The sequence below is a fragment of the Pseudomonas sp. ANT_H12B genome, from assembly GCF_008369325.1.
GTDB lineage: Bacteria > Pseudomonadota > Gammaproteobacteria > Pseudomonadales > Pseudomonadaceae > Aquipseudomonas.
Genome location: NZ_VOBI01000002.1, coordinates 474,933 through 492,320, shown reverse-complemented (window position 1 = coordinate 492,320; position 17,388 = coordinate 474,933). Strand labels below are relative to the sequence as shown.

At 59.8% G+C, this 17,388-nt stretch carries 14 protein-coding genes; 1 reads left to right on the top strand and 13 read right to left on the bottom strand.

Annotation, left to right across the window (positions count from 1 at the left end; translation table 11 throughout):
• Positions 1-35: 35 nt before the first annotated feature.
• The 3 genes from trpC to FQ185_RS05115 are packed head-to-tail and all read right to left on the bottom strand — an operon-like array spanning position 36 to position 2,521.
• On the bottom strand, positions 36-872 hold the full coding sequence (gene trpC / locus FQ185_RS05125; protein ID WP_149416552.1) for an indole-3-glycerol phosphate synthase TrpC: 837 nt from the start codon (positions 870-872) through the stop codon (positions 36-38).
• Entirely contained in the window at positions 869-1,918 is a 1,050-nt protein-coding gene (gene trpD, locus FQ185_RS05120; RefSeq protein ID WP_149416551.1) for an anthranilate phosphoribosyltransferase, read from the bottom strand. The genes trpC and trpD overlap by 4 nt, the downstream gene beginning before the upstream one ends.
• 9 nt (positions 1,919-1,927) lie before the next feature.
• Positions 1,928-2,521: an aminodeoxychorismate/anthranilate synthase component II gene (locus tag FQ185_RS05115; RefSeq protein ID WP_149416550.1), complete on the bottom strand. Its 594-nt coding sequence runs from the start codon at positions 2,519-2,521 to the stop codon at positions 1,928-1,930.
• 405 nt (positions 2,522-2,926) lie between these two features.
• Between FQ185_RS05115 and estP the strand changes: the two genes are divergently transcribed.
• A complete protein-coding gene (gene estP, locus FQ185_RS05110) occupies positions 2,927-4,834 on the top strand; it encodes an esterase EstP (RefSeq protein ID WP_149416549.1) in 1,908 nt (635 codons plus the stop codon).
• A gap of 176 nt (positions 4,835-5,010) precedes the next feature.
• Here the strand turns inward: estP and trpE are convergent, their stop codons facing one another.
• The 10 genes from trpE to FQ185_RS05060 form a co-directional block, all read right to left on the bottom strand.
• Entirely contained in the window at positions 5,011-6,492 is a 1,482-nt protein-coding gene (trpE, locus tag FQ185_RS05105; protein WP_149416548.1) for an anthranilate synthase component I, read from the bottom strand.
• A 71-nt stretch (positions 6,493-6,563) separates the two neighbouring features.
• Positions 6,564-7,382 carry a phosphoglycolate phosphatase gene (locus FQ185_RS05100; RefSeq protein ID WP_149416547.1) on the bottom strand — a complete coding sequence of 273 codons (819 nt, stop codon included), beginning with the start codon at positions 7,380-7,382 and terminating at the stop codon, positions 6,564-6,566.
• Positions 7,379-8,053, bottom strand: a complete 675-nt coding sequence (gene rpe, locus FQ185_RS05095; RefSeq protein WP_008035979.1) for a ribulose-phosphate 3-epimerase — start codon at positions 8,051-8,053, stop codon at positions 7,379-7,381. Before rpe ends, FQ185_RS05100 begins: the two co-directional genes overlap by 4 nt.
• Before the next feature lie 80 nt (positions 8,054-8,133).
• Positions 8,134-9,282: an iron-containing alcohol dehydrogenase gene (locus tag FQ185_RS05090; RefSeq protein WP_149416546.1), complete on the bottom strand. Its 1,149-nt coding sequence runs from the start codon at positions 9,280-9,282 to the stop codon at positions 8,134-8,136.
• A gap of 142 nt (positions 9,283-9,424) precedes the next feature.
• Positions 9,425-10,249 (bottom strand): ABC transporter permease, encoded by an 825-nt coding sequence (locus FQ185_RS05085; protein WP_149416545.1) that lies wholly within the window; start codon positions 10,247-10,249, stop codon positions 9,425-9,427.
• A 10-nt stretch (positions 10,250-10,259) separates the two neighbouring features.
• On the bottom strand, positions 10,260-11,507 hold the full coding sequence (locus FQ185_RS05080) for an ABC transporter permease (RefSeq protein ID WP_149416544.1): 1,248 nt from the start codon (positions 11,505-11,507) through the stop codon (positions 10,260-10,262).
• A gap of 169 nt (positions 11,508-11,676) precedes the next feature.
• Positions 11,677-12,720, bottom strand: coding sequence for an ABC transporter substrate-binding protein (locus FQ185_RS05075; protein ID WP_149416543.1), 1,044 nt, complete (start codon positions 12,718-12,720; stop codon positions 11,677-11,679).
• Positions 12,721-12,763: 43 nt separating this feature from the next.
• Positions 12,764-13,888: an ABC transporter ATP-binding protein gene (locus tag FQ185_RS05070; protein WP_149416542.1), complete on the bottom strand. Its 1,125-nt coding sequence runs from the start codon at positions 13,886-13,888 to the stop codon at positions 12,764-12,766.
• 341 nt (positions 13,889-14,229) lie between these two features.
• Positions 14,230-14,883, bottom strand: coding sequence for a response regulator transcription factor (locus tag FQ185_RS05065; RefSeq protein ID WP_178082239.1), 654 nt, complete (start codon positions 14,881-14,883; stop codon positions 14,230-14,232).
• A 101-nt stretch (positions 14,884-14,984) separates the two neighbouring features.
• Positions 14,985-17,381: a PAS domain S-box protein gene (locus FQ185_RS05060; protein ID WP_149416541.1), complete on the bottom strand. Its 2,397-nt coding sequence runs from the start codon at positions 17,379-17,381 to the stop codon at positions 14,985-14,987.
• Positions 17,382-17,388: the final 7 nt, after the last annotated feature.

Here is a 17,388-nt window from a genome sequence, read left to right as displayed (position 1 = left end):
CCCACAGGGGGATCGGCTTGCTTGCGAAGAAGTGTTCAGTCCAGGGTCGAGCCGCTGACGGGAGTTCCACGCTCTGGAAAGAACAGACGCTGCAGTTCAGTGCCCGGGCTTTCGGCGCGCATGAACGCCTCGCCGACCAGGAACGCATACACATCGCTGATTTCCATCAGCTCCACATCGGCGCGATTGAGGATGCCACTCTCGGTAATCACCAAACGATCACGGGGGATGCGCGGCAATAGATCAAGCGTGGTTTCCAGACTGACGTCGAAAGTGTGCAGGTTGCGGTTATTGACGCCCACCAGCGGGGTGTCGAGGGTTTTCAAGGCCCGCTCCAACTCATCGCCGTCGTGAACCTCCACCAGCACATCGAGGCCGACACTTTTGGCCACGGCCGCCAGCTCGGCCATTTTCACGTCATCCAGTGCGGAGACGATCAACAGCACGCAATCGGCGCCCAGCGCACGGGCTTCGACGATCTGGTACGGATCAATCATGAAATCCTTACGGATCACTGGCAAACCGCACGCCGCACGAGCCTGTTGCAGATACGCATCAGCGCCCTGGAAATAATCGATATCGGTAAGCACCGACAGGCAAGTGGCGCCGCCCTTCTCGTAGCTCTTGGCGATGTCGGCAGGAACGAAGTTCTCGCGAATCACGCCTTTGCTCGGTGAAGCTTTCTTGATTTCCGCAATGACTGCAGGTTGTTTCTTCTTGGCCTGCTCGATCAATGCCTTGGCAAAACCACGGGGTGCATCGGCCGCCTTGGCCAGACTTTCCAGCTCGGCGAAGCTCACACGAGCGCGGCGCTCGGCGACTTCTTCGACTTTGCGGGCCAGAATGTTTTCCAGAACCGTCGGTACACTCATCCCTCATTCTCCACTTTGAATACCGCGGTAAAAGCACCCAACTCCTCAAGTTTTTCCCGAGCGAGGCCGGTGTGCAGCGCGTCGTGCGCCAGGGCGACGCCCTCTTTCAAACTGCTTGCCAGGTCGGCGGCGTACAACGCGGCGCCCGCATTGAGCATGATCATTTCCGCAGCCTTCTGACCGTTCTCGGTCTTGCGTTTGCCCAAGGCATCACGAATCAACTCAAGGGAAGCCACCGGACCGTCCACTGCCAAGCCGTGCAAACTTTGGCTTTTCATGCCCAGATCTTCTGGCTCGACCCAATACTCGGTGATCTGGTCGTTTTTCAATTCCGCGACAAAGGTGGGTGCCGCCAGACTGAATTCGTCCAGGCCATCCTTCGAGTGCACCACCAGCACGTGCTTGCTGCCCAGACGTTGCAAAACTTCGGCCAATGGCCGGCACAACGCCTGGCTGAACACGCCGACTACTTGATGCTTTACGCCGGCCGGATTCGTAAGCGGGCCGAGCATGTTGAACAGCGTACGCAGGCCAAGATCCTTGCGCGGGCCGGCGGCATACTTCATGGCACTGTGGTGGGTCTGGGCAAACATGAAACCGATGCCGACGTTGTCGATACAACGCGCTACTTGTACCGGCGTCAGGTTCAGGTAGATACCGGCCGCCTCCAGCAGATCGGCACTGCCGCTTTTGCCCGAGACCGCACGGTTACCGTGCTTGGCCACGGTGCAACCGGCCGCAGCAACCACGAACGAGGAAGCGGTCGATACGTTGAAAATATTGGCACCGTCACCGCCGGTACCGACCACATCGACAACGCCGTCGAGGGTCTTGAGTTCGACCTTGTCCGCCAGCTCGCGCATGACCGACACGGCGCCGACGATCTCGTCGATGCTTTCGCTCTTCATGCGCATGGCCATCATGAACGCGCCGATCTGTGCGTCCGTGCATTGCCCGGTCATGATTTCGCGCATCACATCGCGCATCTCATCGGTGCTGAGGTCGAGGTGATCGACGATACGGCTCAGGGCTGTCTTGATATTCATGAAAAGTCCTTAACGCGTGCCGCCGGTTTGTTTGAGGAAGTTGGCGAACAGTTCGTGGCCCTGTTCGGTGAGGATCGACTCAGGGTGAAACTGGACGCCCTCGATGTTCAGTGTCTTGTGGCGCAGGCCCATGATCTCGTCGACCGAACCGTCTTCAAGCTGGGTCCAGGCGGTCAGCTCCAGACAGTCGGGCAGAGTTTCGCGCTTGACGATCAATGAGTGATAGCGAGTAACCGTGAGCGGATGATTCAGGCCTTCGAAAACGCCTTTGTCCTCGTGGAAAACCGGGCTGGTCTTGCCGTGCATGACCTGACGGGCACGCACCACGTCACCGCCAAAGGCCTGGCCGATGGACTGATGGCCGAGGCAGACACCCAGAATCGGCAGTTTTCCACCGAAGTGCTTGATCACGTCAATCGAGACGCCAGCTTCATTCGGGGTGCAAGGACCGGGGGAAACGACGATCCGCTCAGGGTTGAGGGCTTCGATTTCGGCAATGGTGAGTTCATCGTTGCGCACAACTTTAACCTCGGAGCCAAGCTCGCCAAGGTACTGCACAACGTTGTAGGTAAAAGAGTCGTAGTTATCGATCATCAGCAACATGGCGTTATGAACCTCTTGAATTCACTGACTTTAATACAGCCTTCGAATGAGTTACCCGCAGCGTCCTGCGCTTTGTCAGTCGCCGGGATCGCGCAGCAAAGCGGTGTGTCTTACGGGTAAAGAAGGCAAAGCGGTAAAGATCCGGCCGGGCCGGCAGAAGGATTCAGGCGCGCCAACGCCAACGGGCGTGTGCCTTGATGACTTGATCCAGAAGTTTGCTGACGATCAACACGGGGAAGGTCTCATTTATACGTCTCGGCACAGTAACTTAGCTGGGCAGAGCGTGCAATATGGGGCGATCGAAGCGCTTGAAACAATTGACGGGTTCGCGCCGAATGGCAACAGGCTCTATAGTTTTTGGCACTGTCGTTTTGCTCACTAAAAAAATAACAAACGGATTTGCTCATGCTCAGACAGACATTGACTGTACCGCTTGCCGGTTGCTTGCTCGCCATGGCCTGCAGCCAGGCGATCGCGGCGCCCAACCCTTACTCGAACTTCATCGTCTTCGGTGACAGCCTCAACGATGCCGGGCAGTTTACCGACACGGGCGGCCCCGCCGGGGCCACCCTGCGCTTCACTAACCGGACCGGTCCGATCTATCTGGATGGCAGTGGCGAAGCCTATTCCGCCAACTCGACGCAACTGCTGGGTGGACGGCTCGGGTTTTCGCCGGACCAGACGGCCGCTTCAACCTCGGCGGCGCGTGCGAATCAGGGCCTGCCGGACGGGAACAACTGGGCTGTCGGCGGTTACCGCACAGACCAGATCCTCACCTCGATCACCACCGCATCTGCCACGGGTGAACGTACGCGTGCGGGCTATCTGCCGACGAACAACTTCAGCGCCGATCCGAATGCGTTGTATTACATCTCCGGGGGCGGGAACGATTTTCTTCAGGGACGTGTACAAAGCGGCGCTCAGGCGAATGCCGCTGCGGATCGACTGGCCAACAGCGTCCAGGTTCTGCAAACCGCCGGCGCCAGGTACATCATGGTCTGGTTGCTGCCCGACCTGGGGTTGACGCCCGCCATCAATGGCACGCCCCAGCAGACACCCACCTCACTACTGAGTTCTGCCTTCAACCGCCAACTGGTCACCCGTCTCGCGGGCATCGATGCCGAAATCATCCCGTTGAACATTCCGTTGCTGTTGCAGGAAACCTTCGCCGATCCGGCTCGATTCGGTTTTGCTACAGGCCAGAACCTGACGGCAACCTGTTTCAGCGGTAACAGTTGCACCGAAAACCCTACGTATGGCATCAACAGTGCCACCCCGGCCCCCAGCAAACTGATTTATTACGATGGGGTTCATCCGACCGAAGCCGCGCAAAAACTGATTTCCGATTACGCCTATTCCTTACTGGCTGCGCCTTGGGAGCTGACGTTGTTACCGGAAATGGCCCACGCTACCTTGCGTGCGCACCAGGATGAACTGCGCAGCCAATGGCAATCGGACTGGGAGAACTGGCAAGCGGTCGGCCAATGGCGCGCGATTGTCGCCGGTGGCGGACAGCATCTGGATGTCGATAGCCAAAGCAGCGGAGCCAGCGCCGACGGCGACGGTTACAACTTGAACATCGGCGGCAGCTATCGTCTCAATGACGCGTGGCGCGTCGGTGTGGCAGCGGGTTTCTATCGTCAGAACCTGGAAGCAGGCAGCAACGATTCGGACTACAAACTCAACAGCTACCTGGCCACTGCCTTCGCCCAGTTCCAGCAAAACCGTTGGTGGGCCGATGCCGCGTTGACCGGCGGCAAGCTGGATTACGACAACCTCAAACGCAAATTCGACCTGGGCGCCGGCGAAGGTGCGGAGAAAGGCGATACCGATGGCTATCTCTGGGCCTTCAGCACACGGGTTGGCTACGACATTGCACAACCGGGTAGCGAGTGGCACCTGTCACCGTTCGTCAGCGCCGATTACGCGAAAGTGGAAGTCGACGGTTACTCGGAAAACGACAACCGTTCCACGGCACTGACGTTTGATGACCAGAAGCGCGATTCAAAACGTTTGGGCATCGGCTTGCAGGGCAAATACCAGATCACTCCACAGACTCAAGTGTTCGGCGAATACGCGTATGAGCGTGAATACGAGGATGACACTCAGAAAGTAAACATCGCGCTCAACAGCCTGCCGTCCCTGGACTTCAAGCTGGACGGCTATACACCGCAAAGCCACTTGAATCGCGTGAGCCTGGGAGTCAGCCACAAGTTGACGGCCGATCTGGCGCTGCGTGGCGGGTACATGTTCCGCAAAGATGATGACTTTACCCAGCAAGGTGTGATGGTCGGGGTTGCGCTGGACTTCTGATCCGGCAAACAGCAGGCACAAAAAACGCGACGCCCTCACAGGCGCCGCGTTTTTTTATGCTGGTGAAATCTTTGTGGGAGCGAGCCTGCTCGCGAAAGCGGTGGGTCAGACAACATCAATGTTGGCTGTGCTGGCCTCTTCGCGAGCAGGCTCGCTCCCACAGGTTTTGCGTGAGCTCAGGCGTCCGGGGTTTGTTCGGCCAGAGCCACCGCACGGAACATCGCGCGGCGCTTGTTCAGGGTTTCTTCCCATTCCAGCGCCGGCACCGAGTCGGCAACAATGCCGCCACCGGCCTGCACATGCAGCTCGCCGTTCTTGATTACCGCGGTGCGGATCGCGATCGCGGTGTCCATGTTGCCGTTCCAGGCGAAGTAGCCGACGGCGCCGCCGTAGACACCACGCTTGACCGGTTCCAGTTCGTCGATGATTTCCATCGCGCGAATCTTCGGGGCGCCAGACAAGGTGCCCGCCGGCAGAATCGCCCGCAGTGCGTCCATCGCCGTCAGCCCGGCCTTCAGTTGACCGGTGACGTTGGACACGATGTGCATCACGTTGGAATAACGCTCGATCACCATTTTTTCAGTGAGTTTCACCGAACCGATTTCCGAGACCCGACCGGTGTCGTTACGACCCAGGTCGATCAGCATCAAGTGCTCGGCAATTTCCTTGTCGTCGGACAGCAGGTCTTTTTCCAGCGCCAGGTCGGCCTCTTCGTTGGCCCCGCGTGGGCGAGTGCCGGCGATCGGGCGCACGGTGATCAGGTTGTCTTCGACCCGCACCAGCACTTCCGGCGAACTGCCGACGACGTGGAAGTCACCGAAGTTGAAGAAGTACATGTAAGGCGTCGGGTTGAAGCAGCGCAGCGCCCGGTACAGATCGATCGGCGCAGCCTTGAAGTCGATCGACATGCGCTGGGACGGCACGACCTGCATGCAGTCACCGGCCAGGATGTATTCCTTGATGGTGTCGACGGCTTTTTCGTAATCGTTCTGGGTGAAACTGGAGCGGAATACCGGATCAGCCGATTGCTGCTTGCTGAAATCCAGGCCACGACGCGGGGTGATTGGCTGGCGGAGTTTTTCCAGCAGCGCTTCCAGCCGTGCCTGACCTTGCTCGAAGGCGTCTGCCTGCGACGGGTCGGCCAGAACAATCGCGTGCATCTTGCCGGCGAGGTTGTCGAACACCACCACCGCGTCGGAAACCATCAGCAGAATGTCCGGCACGCCCAACGGATCCGGGTTCGGGCACTTGCCCAGACGCTTCTCCACATACCGCACGCAGTCATAACCGAAGTAACCCACCAGCCCGCCATTGAAGCGCGGCAAGCCGGGGATGGTCGGCACGTTGTAGCGGGCTTTGAATGCTTCAACGAACGCCAGTGGGTCTTCGGCTTCGAGGCTTTCGATCTCGATGCCGTCGTGGGTCACGCTGACGTGATGGTCGTGAACCCGCAGCACGGTGCGGCACGGCAGGCCGATGATCGAGTAACGACCCCACTTCTCCCCGCCCTGCACCGATTCCAGCAGGTAGGTATTAGGTTCGTCAGCCAGTTTGAGGTAGATCGACAACGGTGTGTCGAAGTCGGCCAGGGTTTCGCAGGCGAGCGGGATACGGTTGTAGCCGGCAGCGGCCAAACGCAGGAATTCTTCGCGGATCATGGGGTAGCCTCGTGGCTTGAGGTGCTAACAGTCAGGTATGCAAACGCGCCGGTAGGCCGGCCAGGAACAAGTCAGGCGCGCCAACGCCAGCGGGCCAGGGCCTTGATGACTTTCATCCAGAGTTTGCGAGTGACCACCACGATGGCGTTTCCAGAAGGGGGTTGAGCAACGTCGGGCAACGTTATCTCAGCGGCCGGATCCAGGCAACCGCGAATTAGCATGCGCAGATCGTCGATCACCAGTGCCGGTGACTCTTCGGCAATCGGCCGGCCGTGATTGTAGCCGTAACTGAGCGCCACGCATTTAACGCCCGCCGCTTTCGCCGCCAGCACATCGCTGCGCGAATCGCCGATGAACAAGGATTGCGACGCCGGGATGTTGGTCATTTTCATCACGAAAAACAGCGCGGCCGGGTCGGGTTTTTTCTGTGGCAGGGTGTCGCCACCGATGATCAAGCGGAAATAACGACCGATCTTCATCTGATCCAGCAGCGGCGCAACGAAGCGTTCCGGCTTGTTGGTGATCAGCGCCATCTCGACACCCTGTTTGTGCAGCCATTTCAAGGTATCGCGTACGCCGGGGTAGACCACCGTCAGCTCATGGCTTTGGGCGTAGGCCTCCATGAAAATTTCCAGCGCACCTTCGGCCTCAGCGTCATCTACCGCCGAATGGTCGATGCCACCGGCCAACGCGCGACGAACCAACACCGGAGCGCCGTTGCCCACCCACTCACGCACCGATTCGATGCCGGCAGGTTTTCGCCCGAGTTTGAGCAGCATGTTATCCACAGCCGCTGCGAGGTCGGGGACCGAATCGACCAGAGTGCCATCCAGATCGAACATCACCAGCCGCGGCAGACGCCCCGGGAACAGCTGCTCAAAGCCACTCATGGGCGAGCCAGTGCCAGTTCGGAACGCATCTTTTCAATCACCTCTTGGTAATTCGGTGCATTGAAGATCGCCGAGCCGGCGACGAAGGTGTCGGCGCCAGCAGCGGCGATTTCACGAATGTTGTTCACGTTCACGCCGCCGTCGATTTCCAGGCGGATATCGCGGCCGGAAGCATCGATCAGCGCCCGCGCTTCACGCAGCTTGTCGAGGGTGCCGGGAATGAACTTCTGCCCGCCGAAGCCCGGGTTGACGCTCATCAACAGGATCATGTCGACCTTGTCCATGACGTACTTGAGCACGTCCAGCGGAGTCGCCGGGTTGAACACCAGACCCGACTTGCAGCCACCTTCGCGGATCAGTTGCAGGGAACGGTCGACGTGCTGCGTGGCTTCCGGGTGGAAGGTGATGTACGTCGCGCCAGCCTCGATGAAGTCGCCGACGATGCGGTCCACCGGGCTGACCATCAAGTGTGCGTCGATCGGCGCGGTCACGCCGTACTTGCGCAGGGCCGCGCACACCATCGGGCCGATGGTCAGGTTCGGCACGTAATGGTTATCCATGACATCGAAGTGCACGAAGTCGGCGCCAGCGGCCAGGACGTTGTCCACTTCTTCACCCAGGCGGGCGAAGTCGGCGGAGAGAATCGACGGAGCAATTACGAAGGGCTGCATGACGCACCTTTTTTGAGCAGAATCACGATGGCGCGCATTGTATACCGCATGCTTTGGCGCGCGCACTGTGACCGCGATGATCAGTACGCCGCTCGGTAAATCTTCTCGATATCGACGGCACTCAGTTTGCGCGGATTGTTGCGCATCAGGCGCTCAATCCCCGCGGCTTCCACGGCCATGGCCGGGATAGCATCTTCGGGAACACCAAAACTGCGCAGCCCCGGCGGGATTTCTACCGCTGCGCAAAGCGCGGTCATCGCCTCCACGGCTTTGTCGGCCGCTTCATTGGTGCTCAGATGAACGGTCTTCACCCCCATGGCTTCGGCAATATCCTGCATTCTCTCGACGCAAGCCATTTTGTTCCAGGTCATGACGTACGGCAGCAGCAAGGCATTACTGACCCCATGGGCAATGTTGAAACGGCCGCCCAGCGGATACGCCAGCGCATGCACCGCACCGACCCCGGCATTACCGAAGGCCATGCCGGCCATCAGGCTGGCGGTGGCCATGTCTTCGCGGGCCTGGAGGTTGGAGGGATTGGCGTAGGCCTTGGGCAACGCTTTGGCGATGAGTTTGATGGCGCCGATGGCCAATGCGTCGGTGATCGGCGAGGCATTCACCGACAGGTAGGATTCGATGGCGTGCACCAGTGCATCAACGCCACTGGCAGCGGTGACGCTGCGTGGGCAGGTCAGGGTCATTTGCGGACTGACGAGCGCCACGTCCGGTAATAGATAGTCGCTGACGATGCCTTTTTTTAGCTGCGCAACCTTATCGGAGAGAATCGCCACATTGGTGACTTCCGAGCCGGTACCGGCGGTGGTCGGGATGGCGATCAGTGGCGGGCCTTTGCGCGGCACCTGGTCAATGCCGAACAGATCCTCCAGCGCCCCGTGATAGCCGGCGTAGGCCGCGACACTTTTGGCGATGTCAATGGCACTGCCGCCGCCCAGGCCGATCAGTCCGTCGTGTCCGCCCTCGCGGTAGACCCGCATGCAGTCTTCGACGATGGCGATCTCCGGGTCTGGCAGCACGCGGTCGAAAATTTCGTAAGTTCGGTCGCCCAACTGCGCCAGCGCCAGCTCGACCGTGCCGGACTTGACCAGTGCGGCATCGGTGACGATCAGCGGGTTGTCGATGTCCAGGCGTGTCAGTTCAGCCGCCAGTTGCTCGATGGCATCTGCGCCGGTGATCAGTTTGTGAGCGATTTTGAAAGAGGAAAGACTCATGTGCGCAGCCTCTTATAGATAGGGGAGCTGGGCACAATAGTAGCTGGGGATTGGGGTTTGTCTGCTATTCAGGGCGTGAATGACCATACCCGTAGCCTACCGATCGTTCCCACTCTGCGTGGGAACGATCATTGCGGGTGGGTCAGACCTGGGCGGTACGCAGTTTCTCGCTGCGCCCACGCAGCCATTCCAGGGTCAGCAGCAGGATCACCGAGAAGGCAATCAGCAACGTCGCCGCCGCAGCGATGGTCGGGCTGAGGTTTTCGCGGATGCCGCTGAACATCTGCCGTGGCAGGGTCGCTTGTTCAGGGCCGGCGAGGAACAGCGTCACCACCACTTCATCGAACGAAGTCGCGAAGGCAAACAGCGCACCGGAAATCACCCCCGGCGCAATCAGCGGCAACGTCACCCGACGAAACGCCGTCAGCGGCGAAGCACCCAGGCTCGCAGCGGCACGCACCAGATTTTGGTTAAACCCCTGCAACGTCGCCGACACCGTGATGATCACAAATGGCACGCCCAACACCGCATGCACCACGATCAGCGAGAAGAAGCTGTTACCCAGCCCTAGTGGCGCGAAGAACAGGTAACTCGCCACCCCGATAATCACCACTGGCACTACCATCGGCGAAATCACCAACGCCATCACCAGCGGTTTGCCCGGAAAGTCGCCACGGGTCAGGCCGATCGCCGCCAGCGTACCGAAGATCATCGCCAACACAGTCGCCGCCGGAGCGACGATGATGCTGTTTTTCAATGCCCGCATCCATTCCGCCGAGGCGAAAAAGTCCTGATACCACTGCAGCGAAAAGCCTTGTAGCGGGTACACCAGGAAACTCCCGGAGTTGAACGACAGCGGAATGATCACCAGCACCGGCAGAATCAGGAACAACAGAATCAAGCCGCAGAGTATCCGCAAGCTGTAGAACCACGCCCGCTCGATGGGCGACATATAAGGACTCAGCATTTCGTTCCCCTTAGCTCAGGCGCAGGCGACTGGCGCCCACCAGCCAGTTGTAAATCAGATAAAGCACCACGGTCGCCAACAGCAGCAGCCCACCGAGTGCGGTCGCCATGCCCCAGTTGATACTGGTGTTGGTGTAGAAGGCGACGAAATAGCTGACCATCTGATCGTTCGGGCTGCCCAGCAAGGCCGGGGTGATGTAGTAGCCAATCGCGAGGATGAACACCAACAGGCAACCGGCGCCGACACCGGCATAGGTCTGCGGGAAGTACACCCGCCAAAAACTGGCGAACGGGTGGCAGCCGAGGGAAATCGCGGCGCGCATGTAGGTGGGTGAAATGCCTTTCATCACGCTGTAGATCGGCAGGATCATGAACGGCAGCAGGATGTGCACCATGGAGATGTAAACCCCGGTGCGGTTGAACACCAGCTCCAGCGGCTTATCGATGATGCCCATCGCCATCAGACCACTGTTGATCAGTCCGCCCGATTGCAGCAGCACGATCCACGCGGCGACGCGCACCAAAATCGACGTCCAGAACGGCAGCAGCACCAGAATCATCAGCAGGTTGCTTTGACGCGACGGCAAATTCGCCAACAGGTAGGCCAACGGATAAGCCAGCAGCAGGCAGATCGCGGTGATGACCAGCCCCATCCAGAAAGTCCGGGCGAAGATGTCGAGGTAGATCGCCTGATCCGGGGTAGCCGGCGCCACCTCGCCGAGGTCATCGATGCGGTGATCGACGGCTGCCAGCAGGTAGTACGGGGTAATGTTGCTGGTGTTGCGGCGCACGGCTTGCCAATAGGCCGGATCACCCCAACGCTCGTCGAGGCCTTCCAACGCTTCTTTATAAGAGGCCGGTTCGGTGGCGAACGGCAAGGCGCGGGCGGTTTTGGTCAGCAGGCTGCGGTAGCCGGCCAACTCCATGTTCAAGCGTTTGGACAGGTCGCCCAAGGTCTGATTCTTGCGGGCTTCAGCGAGGTCTTCGCTGGCCGCCTTGTAAACCGGTTCAGCGGGTAGACCGCGGCCATCCCAACTGGCGATGGCCACCACGGTGCGCGGCATGCCGCCGACCACTTCCGGGTTACCAACGCTTTTGTAGAGCAGCGCCACAATCGGCACCAGGAACACCAGCAGCAAAAACAGCACCAGCGGCGCGATCAGGGCCTGGGCCTTCCAGCGGTTGATCCGCTCGGCATGCTTGAGCCGCTGCTTCAAGGTGGGGTCGGTGCCCGCGTTCAGGGGAACGGCGATAGCCATGGCGTACTCCGGAAATCTTTGATCGTTACAGAGGCATACAAACAACCTGTGGGAGCGAGCTTGCTCGCGATGGGGGCATTACATTCAACATCAATGTTGACTGCCCCACTGCTATCGCGAGCAAGCTCGCTCCCACAAGGATTGCGGTGTTCAAACCACCGGGGATTGTTTACTTCGCAGCCCAGGAATTGAAGCGCTGCTCCAGTTGCTCGCCGTTGTCAGCCCAGAAGCTGACGTCGATCTGCACCTGGTTGGCGATGTTTTCCGGGGTGGTCGGCATGTCTTTCAGGACATCCTTGTTCAACAACGGTACGGCCTGGATGTTGGCCGGGCCGTAGGCGATGTTTTCCGAATAGATCTTCTGCTGCGGCGGCTGTACCGAGAACGCGATGAATTTCTTCGCCGCTTCGGCACGCGTCTTGTCCAGACCTTTTGGAATGGCCCATGCGTCGAAGTCGTAGATACCACCGTTCCAGACCACTTTCAGGTTGCTTTCTTTCTGCACGGCAGCGATCCGGCCGTTGTAGGCCGAGCTCATGACCACGTCACCGGAAGCAAGGTATTGCGGCGGTTGTGCGCCGGCTTCCCACCACTGGATGCTGGGTTTCAGCTCATCGAGTTTCTTGAACGCGCGATCCTGACCGTCTTTGCCGGCCAGTACTTTGTAGACGTCTTTCGGCGCAACGCCGTCGGCCATCAGAGCGAATTCCAGGGTGTACTTGGCGCCTTTACGCAGGCCGCGTTTGCCCGGGAATTTCTTGGTATCCCAGAAATCCACCCAGCTGGTCGGTGCGCTTTTCAGCTTGTCGGCGTTGTAGGCCAACACGGTCGACCACACGAAGAAGCCCACGCCGCAGGGCTGGATAGCGCCTTTGACGTAGTCTTCGGATTTGCCGAACAGTGCAGGATCCAGTTGCTCGAACATGTCTTCGTCGCAACCGCGAGACAGTTCTGGCGATTCAACTTCTACCAGGTCCCAGGACACGCTCTTGGTGTCGACCATGGCTTTGACCTTGGCCATTTCACCGTTGTACTCGCCCGCCACGATCTTGCCGTTGCCTGCCGCTTCCCACGGTGCGTAGAAGGCTTTGACTTGCGCTGCCTTGTTCGCCCCGCCAAAGGACACCACGGTCAGGTCCGGGCCCGCCGCCATCGCGTGTGCCGCGCCGATCATGCCCATGACCAAAGCGGTGAATTTCAGGGATCTCAACATTTATTGTTCTCTCCACGTGCAGGGTTGGTGTAGCAGGGGGCGATCAGTTCGCCTCTAGAAGTGGGTCGAGCGCGCGAACGTGTTCGACCTGCCAGCCAAGCGGTACCACGTCGCCGACTGCCAGCGCGGGATCGAGCTCGGCAATCGGTTGTTTCACGAAGAAGTCGGTCTTGCCGCAGACTTCCAGGCGAACCCGGACGTGGTCGCCCAGATAGATGAATTCCGCCACCCTCCCTGAGAAGCGGTTGACACAGGATTCGCTCGAGCCGTTGAGGCTGACGCGTTCCGGGCGAATCGACAGCGTGACGGGTTCGCCGGTCTTGCCGACGTTGACGGCCAGGGCTTCAACCTTCTCACCGCGACCGAGCTCCACCACACAGCGGTCGCCGGTATGGCTGTGCAAGCGGCCGTTGAGGCGGTTGTTCTCACCAATGAAGTTAGCGACGAAGGTATTTTTTGGCTCTTCATAGAGACTGCGTGGCGCGGCGATCTGCTGGATTTCACCCTGGTGGAACACCGCCACACGGTCGGACATGGTCAGGGCTTCACCCTGGTCGTGAGTCACGTAGACCACGGTCACGCCAAGTCGCTGGTGCAGATGCTTGATCTCCATCTGCATGTGCTCGCGCAGTTGCTTGTCGAGTGCGCCGAGGGGTTCGTCCATCAGCACCAGTTGCGGCTCGAACACCAACGCCCGGGCCAGAGCCACGCGCTGTTGCTGACCGCCGGAGAGTTGCGCCGGGTAGCGCTGGGCGAACGCATCGAGCTGGACCATGCTCAGGACCTTTTTGACCTTGTCGCTGACATCGCTCTTGTTCAAGCCGCGCACGGTCAGCGGGAACGCCAGGTTCTCGGCAACGGTCATGTGCGGGAACAGCGCGTAGTTCTGGAACACCATGCCGATGTCACGCTTGTGTGGCGGCACGTTGTTGATGGAACGCCCGGCAAGCTGGATTTCGCCTGCGGTCGGCGTTTCGAAACCGGCGAGCATCATAAGGCTGGTGGTCTTGCCGGAGCCAGACGGCCCGAGCAAGGTTAGGAATTCGCCTTTGCGAATCTCCAGGTTCAGGTCTTTGACGATCAGGTACTCGCCGTCGTAGCTTTTTTGCACTCCACGAAAGCTGACCAGAATATCGCTGGCCCCTGCGCTTGAATCGACCTGGCTCATACCCACACCTTTGTTGTGATGACTGCTGTGGACTAAGCCTAGTGGACGCTGCTGACCACGCAAATCGGGGCGCAGGAGAGAATGGCCTCAGCGGGATGGAAGGTTGGGGGTAGGGATTGCCCTACAAGGATGGCGGGATTGGATAGAAGCGGCGGCGAATTTGAAGCTGCAAGCCGCAAGAATGGGCAAAAGCGGCTTTGCAGGATGTCGTAAATGGGCATGCGACCACTATCCCTGTGGGAGCGAGCCTGCTCGCGATTGCGGTCTGACATTCAACATTAATGTCGACTGATAGTCCGCTATCGCGAGCAGGCTCGCTCCCACAGGGGACAGCGGTGTTCTTAGAGAAGTTTGTGCTCCATCGCGTACTTCACCAGTTCCGCCAGGGAGGTGATGTTGAGTTTCTGCATCAGCCGCGCCTTGTGGGTGCTGATGGTTTTGCTGCTCAAGGCCAGTTGCTGGGCGATGTCGTTGACGTTGGCGCCCTGAGCCAGGCGTTCGAACACCGAGAACTCACGCTCCGAGAGCAATGAATGCAGCGGCCGCGAATCGGTCAGGCCGACCTCAAAGACCATGCGGTCAGCCAGGTCCGGGTCGATGTAACGCCCGCCGGCCGCGACTTTGCGGATCGCCGTCAGCAGCAGCGCCGGATCGCTGTCCTTGGTCGCGTAGCCGGCGGCGCCGACCTTCAACGCGCGGGCGGCCATTTGCGCTTCGTCGTGCATCGACAACACCAGGATCGCCGGCGGATTGTTCAGCGCGCGAATCCGCGGAATCGCTTCCAGACCATTGACTCCAGGCATGGAGATGTCCAGCAAGACCACTTCGCAGGGAACATGACGCAAGGTCTCGAGCAACTGCTCGCCATTGCTCGCCTCCCCTACTACCAGCAAGTCCTTGGCGAGGCCGATCAGTTGCTTGATACCTTCGCGGACGATGGTGTGGTCTTCGGCTACCAGTACACGGATCACGTTCTTCTCCAGATTCAGGATCATTCGCGAGCAGGCTCGCTCCCACATTTGATCGGCGACGTACACAAGCCCCCTGTGGGAGCGAGCCTGCTCGCGAAGGCGTCAAACCAACCACCACAAATGTTTCAGGCTGTATCCACCGGCACACTCACAATCAGGGTCGTACCCTCCCCCAGATCACTCTCAAGCGACAACTGCCCGCCCATGATCAGCACCCGCTCACGCATGCCGACCACCCCAAAGGATGTCGCCCTGCCGGTGGCGGGGACAAATCCTACGCCATCATCGCTGACGGTCAGACACAACTTGTCGCCCTCAAGGGCCAGTGTCAGTTCGACAGTATGCGCCTGGGCATGGCGCATGACATTGGTCAGCGCTTCCTGAAGGATCCGGAACAGGCCAATGGCCTTGGCATCGCTGAGCGCCGGCAAATTATCCGGCACCTGCACCAGACACGGAATTTGTGTACGCGCCTCGAAGCGCCGGGCCTGCCATTCGATGGCTGAGGCGATCCCGGCATCGAGAATCGGTGGCCGCAAAGCAGTGGCCACATCGCGTACCAATTGGAACAGCTGAGCGATCAAGCGCTTCATGCTGTTCAGTCGCTCGTTCAGACCGGGGTCGAGCTGGGCGTAGGCCAGTTCGCACATGGACGTTTCGAGCTTCAACACGGTCAACATCTGACCCAGCTCGTCGTGAACTTCCCGGGCGATGCGAGCCTTTTCCTCTTCCCGCACGCTCTCCAGGTGCGCGGACAACTCACGCAGTTGCTCCCGGGAGCTGGCGAGTTCCAGTTCGATGCGTTTGCTCTCGCTGATGTCCCAGACGATCCCGTCCCAGACATACGCGCCATCTTCGAGTCGACGGGTAATGGCCTTGATCTCGGCCCAGCGTTGCTCACCCTGACGAGTCAGGATTCGCCCTTGCCACGACCAGTCACTGTCGGTGTCCAGCGCATGGTCTTGAGTCTGGTGATAACTGGCCTTGTCGTCCGGGTGCACCAGGCTGCGCAAGCCTTTATCACGATGGGCCAGGGTGGCTGGCGAGTAGCCCGACAGGCTCTCGCTGCCTTCACTGATGTAGGCAAAATCGATCTGCCCTGTCACCGGTGCTCGCTCCAGTCGAAAGACCAATCCGGGAACGTTGGCGGCAATCCCTTGCAAACGTGCTTCGCTTTCCTGCAACGCGGCGAGGGCACGGCGGCGCTCGGTGACGTCATTGAGGTACACCACCAGATATTCGCCATCGCGAAACCGCAAGAAGCTCAGCGAAACATCCGCTGGCAGGATGCTGCCATCCGCCCGCACACAATTGGTTTCGAAACTTTGCGGCCCCTCTTCGCTGGCGCGGGCACGTTTCCACAGGTTCAACCAGCGGTCCATGTGCAAGTCAGGTTCGAAATCAATCAACGGCCTGTCGATGATCCCGCCCGCCGGATAGCCCAGCATGGTTTCCGCCGCGCGGTTGGCGTAGCGCACGTGGCTGTCCCAGTTGACCCAGAGAATGCCGACGGTGCTCTGATCGATGGAAAACTGCGTCAGCCGCAAAGCCTCTTCGCTGGCGGCACGCAAGGCAATGTCTTCGCGCGCCGCCAGCAGCCGATGCTCCAGACTGTGCTGTTGCCGGCGCTGCCAGAACACGATGGCCATGCTGCTGAGCGTCAACACCAGCAACAGCAGGCAGAGGTTTTGCCAGAAACCCGGAGACTCGGTCAGTCGCGGGTACTTGGGTTGCAGCCATTGATTGTGCAGTTGTTCCAGGTCTTTCGCCGGGATCGCCCGCAGCGCGCTTTCAACGATACCGGCCAGCTCCGGCCAGTCCCGCCGCGTGGCCACTCGCAGCAATTGCGGCAGGCCGATGTCACCCACCACTGCCAGCCCGGCGAACTCCGGCTCGGCAGACAGGCGTCCCAGTTGCGCTTCGTCGACGACGGCATAACTGGCTTGCTGACTCAGCAACAGTTGCAGTGCCTGACGCTCGATCGGTACGCCTTGAAGGTTCAGGTGAGGGTAATTGCTGCGCAGGTAATCGGCGGTAGCACCGGGCATGCGCACGGCGACGCGGGTCTGGCGGTCGAGTTTTTCCAGCTCCACCACGCCGGCGCCTTTCTGGTCGCTGACCACCAGTTGCGGGACCCGCATGTACGGATCGGAAAACTGCCAGAGGCGCAGCCCTCCCGGTGTTTGCGTCAGCCCCGGAGCAATGTCGATTTCGCCCTCGCGCGCCGCGGCCTCCAATTGCGCCAGATCGGGAAAGTTACGCCAGCTCAGCTCGACCTTGAGCGCCTTGGCCAGCCATTTCATCAACTCGACGTTAACCCCGGACAGACGCTGCAAACGCCGATCGTATTGGGCATAAGGCGCTTGCAATACCAGCCCGACGCGCAATTCGTCGTGCTGCGAGAGCCATTGTTGCTGGCCCGCGGACAACGACACGACGTGCACCGGTGGCGCGGGCGCCGCCCATCCCATCAAGGGAAACCACAAACAGCCGATAACCCACAGGCAGTGAAAACGCATCATCGAAATC

Bases quoted from the DNA above. Each gene is read 5' to 3' on its own strand.
- FQ185_RS05080 (WP_149416544.1), bottom strand. From the start codon at position 11,507: ATGGCTATCGCCGTTCCCCTGAACGCGGGCACCGACCCCACCTTGAAG.
- FQ185_RS05065 (WP_178082239.1), bottom strand. From the start codon at position 14,883: ATGATCCTGAATCTGGAGAAGAACGTGATCCGTGTACTGGTAGCCGAA.
- FQ185_RS05090 (WP_149416546.1), bottom strand. From the start codon at position 9,282: ATGAGTCTTTCCTCTTTCAAAATCGCTCACAAACTGATCACCGGCGCA.
- trpD (WP_149416551.1), bottom strand. From the start codon at position 1,918: ATGAATATCAAGACAGCCCTGAGCCGTATCGTCGATCACCTCGACCTC.
- rpe (WP_008035979.1), bottom strand. From the start codon at position 8,053: ATGCAGCCCTTCGTAATTGCTCCGTCGATTCTCTCCGCCGACTTCGCC.
- trpC (WP_149416552.1), bottom strand. From the start codon at position 872: ATGAGTGTACCGACGGTTCTGGAAAACATTCTGGCCCGCAAAGTCGAA.
- FQ185_RS05060 (WP_149416541.1), bottom strand. From the start codon at position 17,381: ATGATGCGTTTTCACTGCCTGTGGGTTATCGGCTGTTTGTGGTTTCCC.
- FQ185_RS05115 (WP_149416550.1), bottom strand. From the start codon at position 2,521: ATGTTGCTGATGATCGATAACTACGACTCTTTTACCTACAACGTTGTG.
- FQ185_RS05075 (WP_149416543.1), bottom strand. From the start codon at position 12,720: ATGTTGAGATCCCTGAAATTCACCGCTTTGGTCATGGGCATGATCGGC.
- FQ185_RS05100 (WP_149416547.1), bottom strand. From the start codon at position 7,382: ATGAGTGGCTTTGAGCAGCTGTTCCCGGGGCGTCTGCCGCGGCTGGTG.
- trpE (WP_149416548.1), bottom strand. From the start codon at position 6,492: ATGATCCGCGAAGAATTCCTGCGTTTGGCCGCTGCCGGCTACAACCGT.
- FQ185_RS05070 (WP_149416542.1), bottom strand. From the start codon at position 13,888: ATGAGCCAGGTCGATTCAAGCGCAGGGGCCAGCGATATTCTGGTCAGC.
- estP (WP_149416549.1), top strand. From the start codon at position 2,927: ATGCTCAGACAGACATTGACTGTACCGCTTGCCGGTTGCTTGCTCGCC.
- FQ185_RS05085 (WP_149416545.1), bottom strand. From the start codon at position 10,249: ATGCTGAGTCCTTATATGTCGCCCATCGAGCGGGCGTGGTTCTACAGC.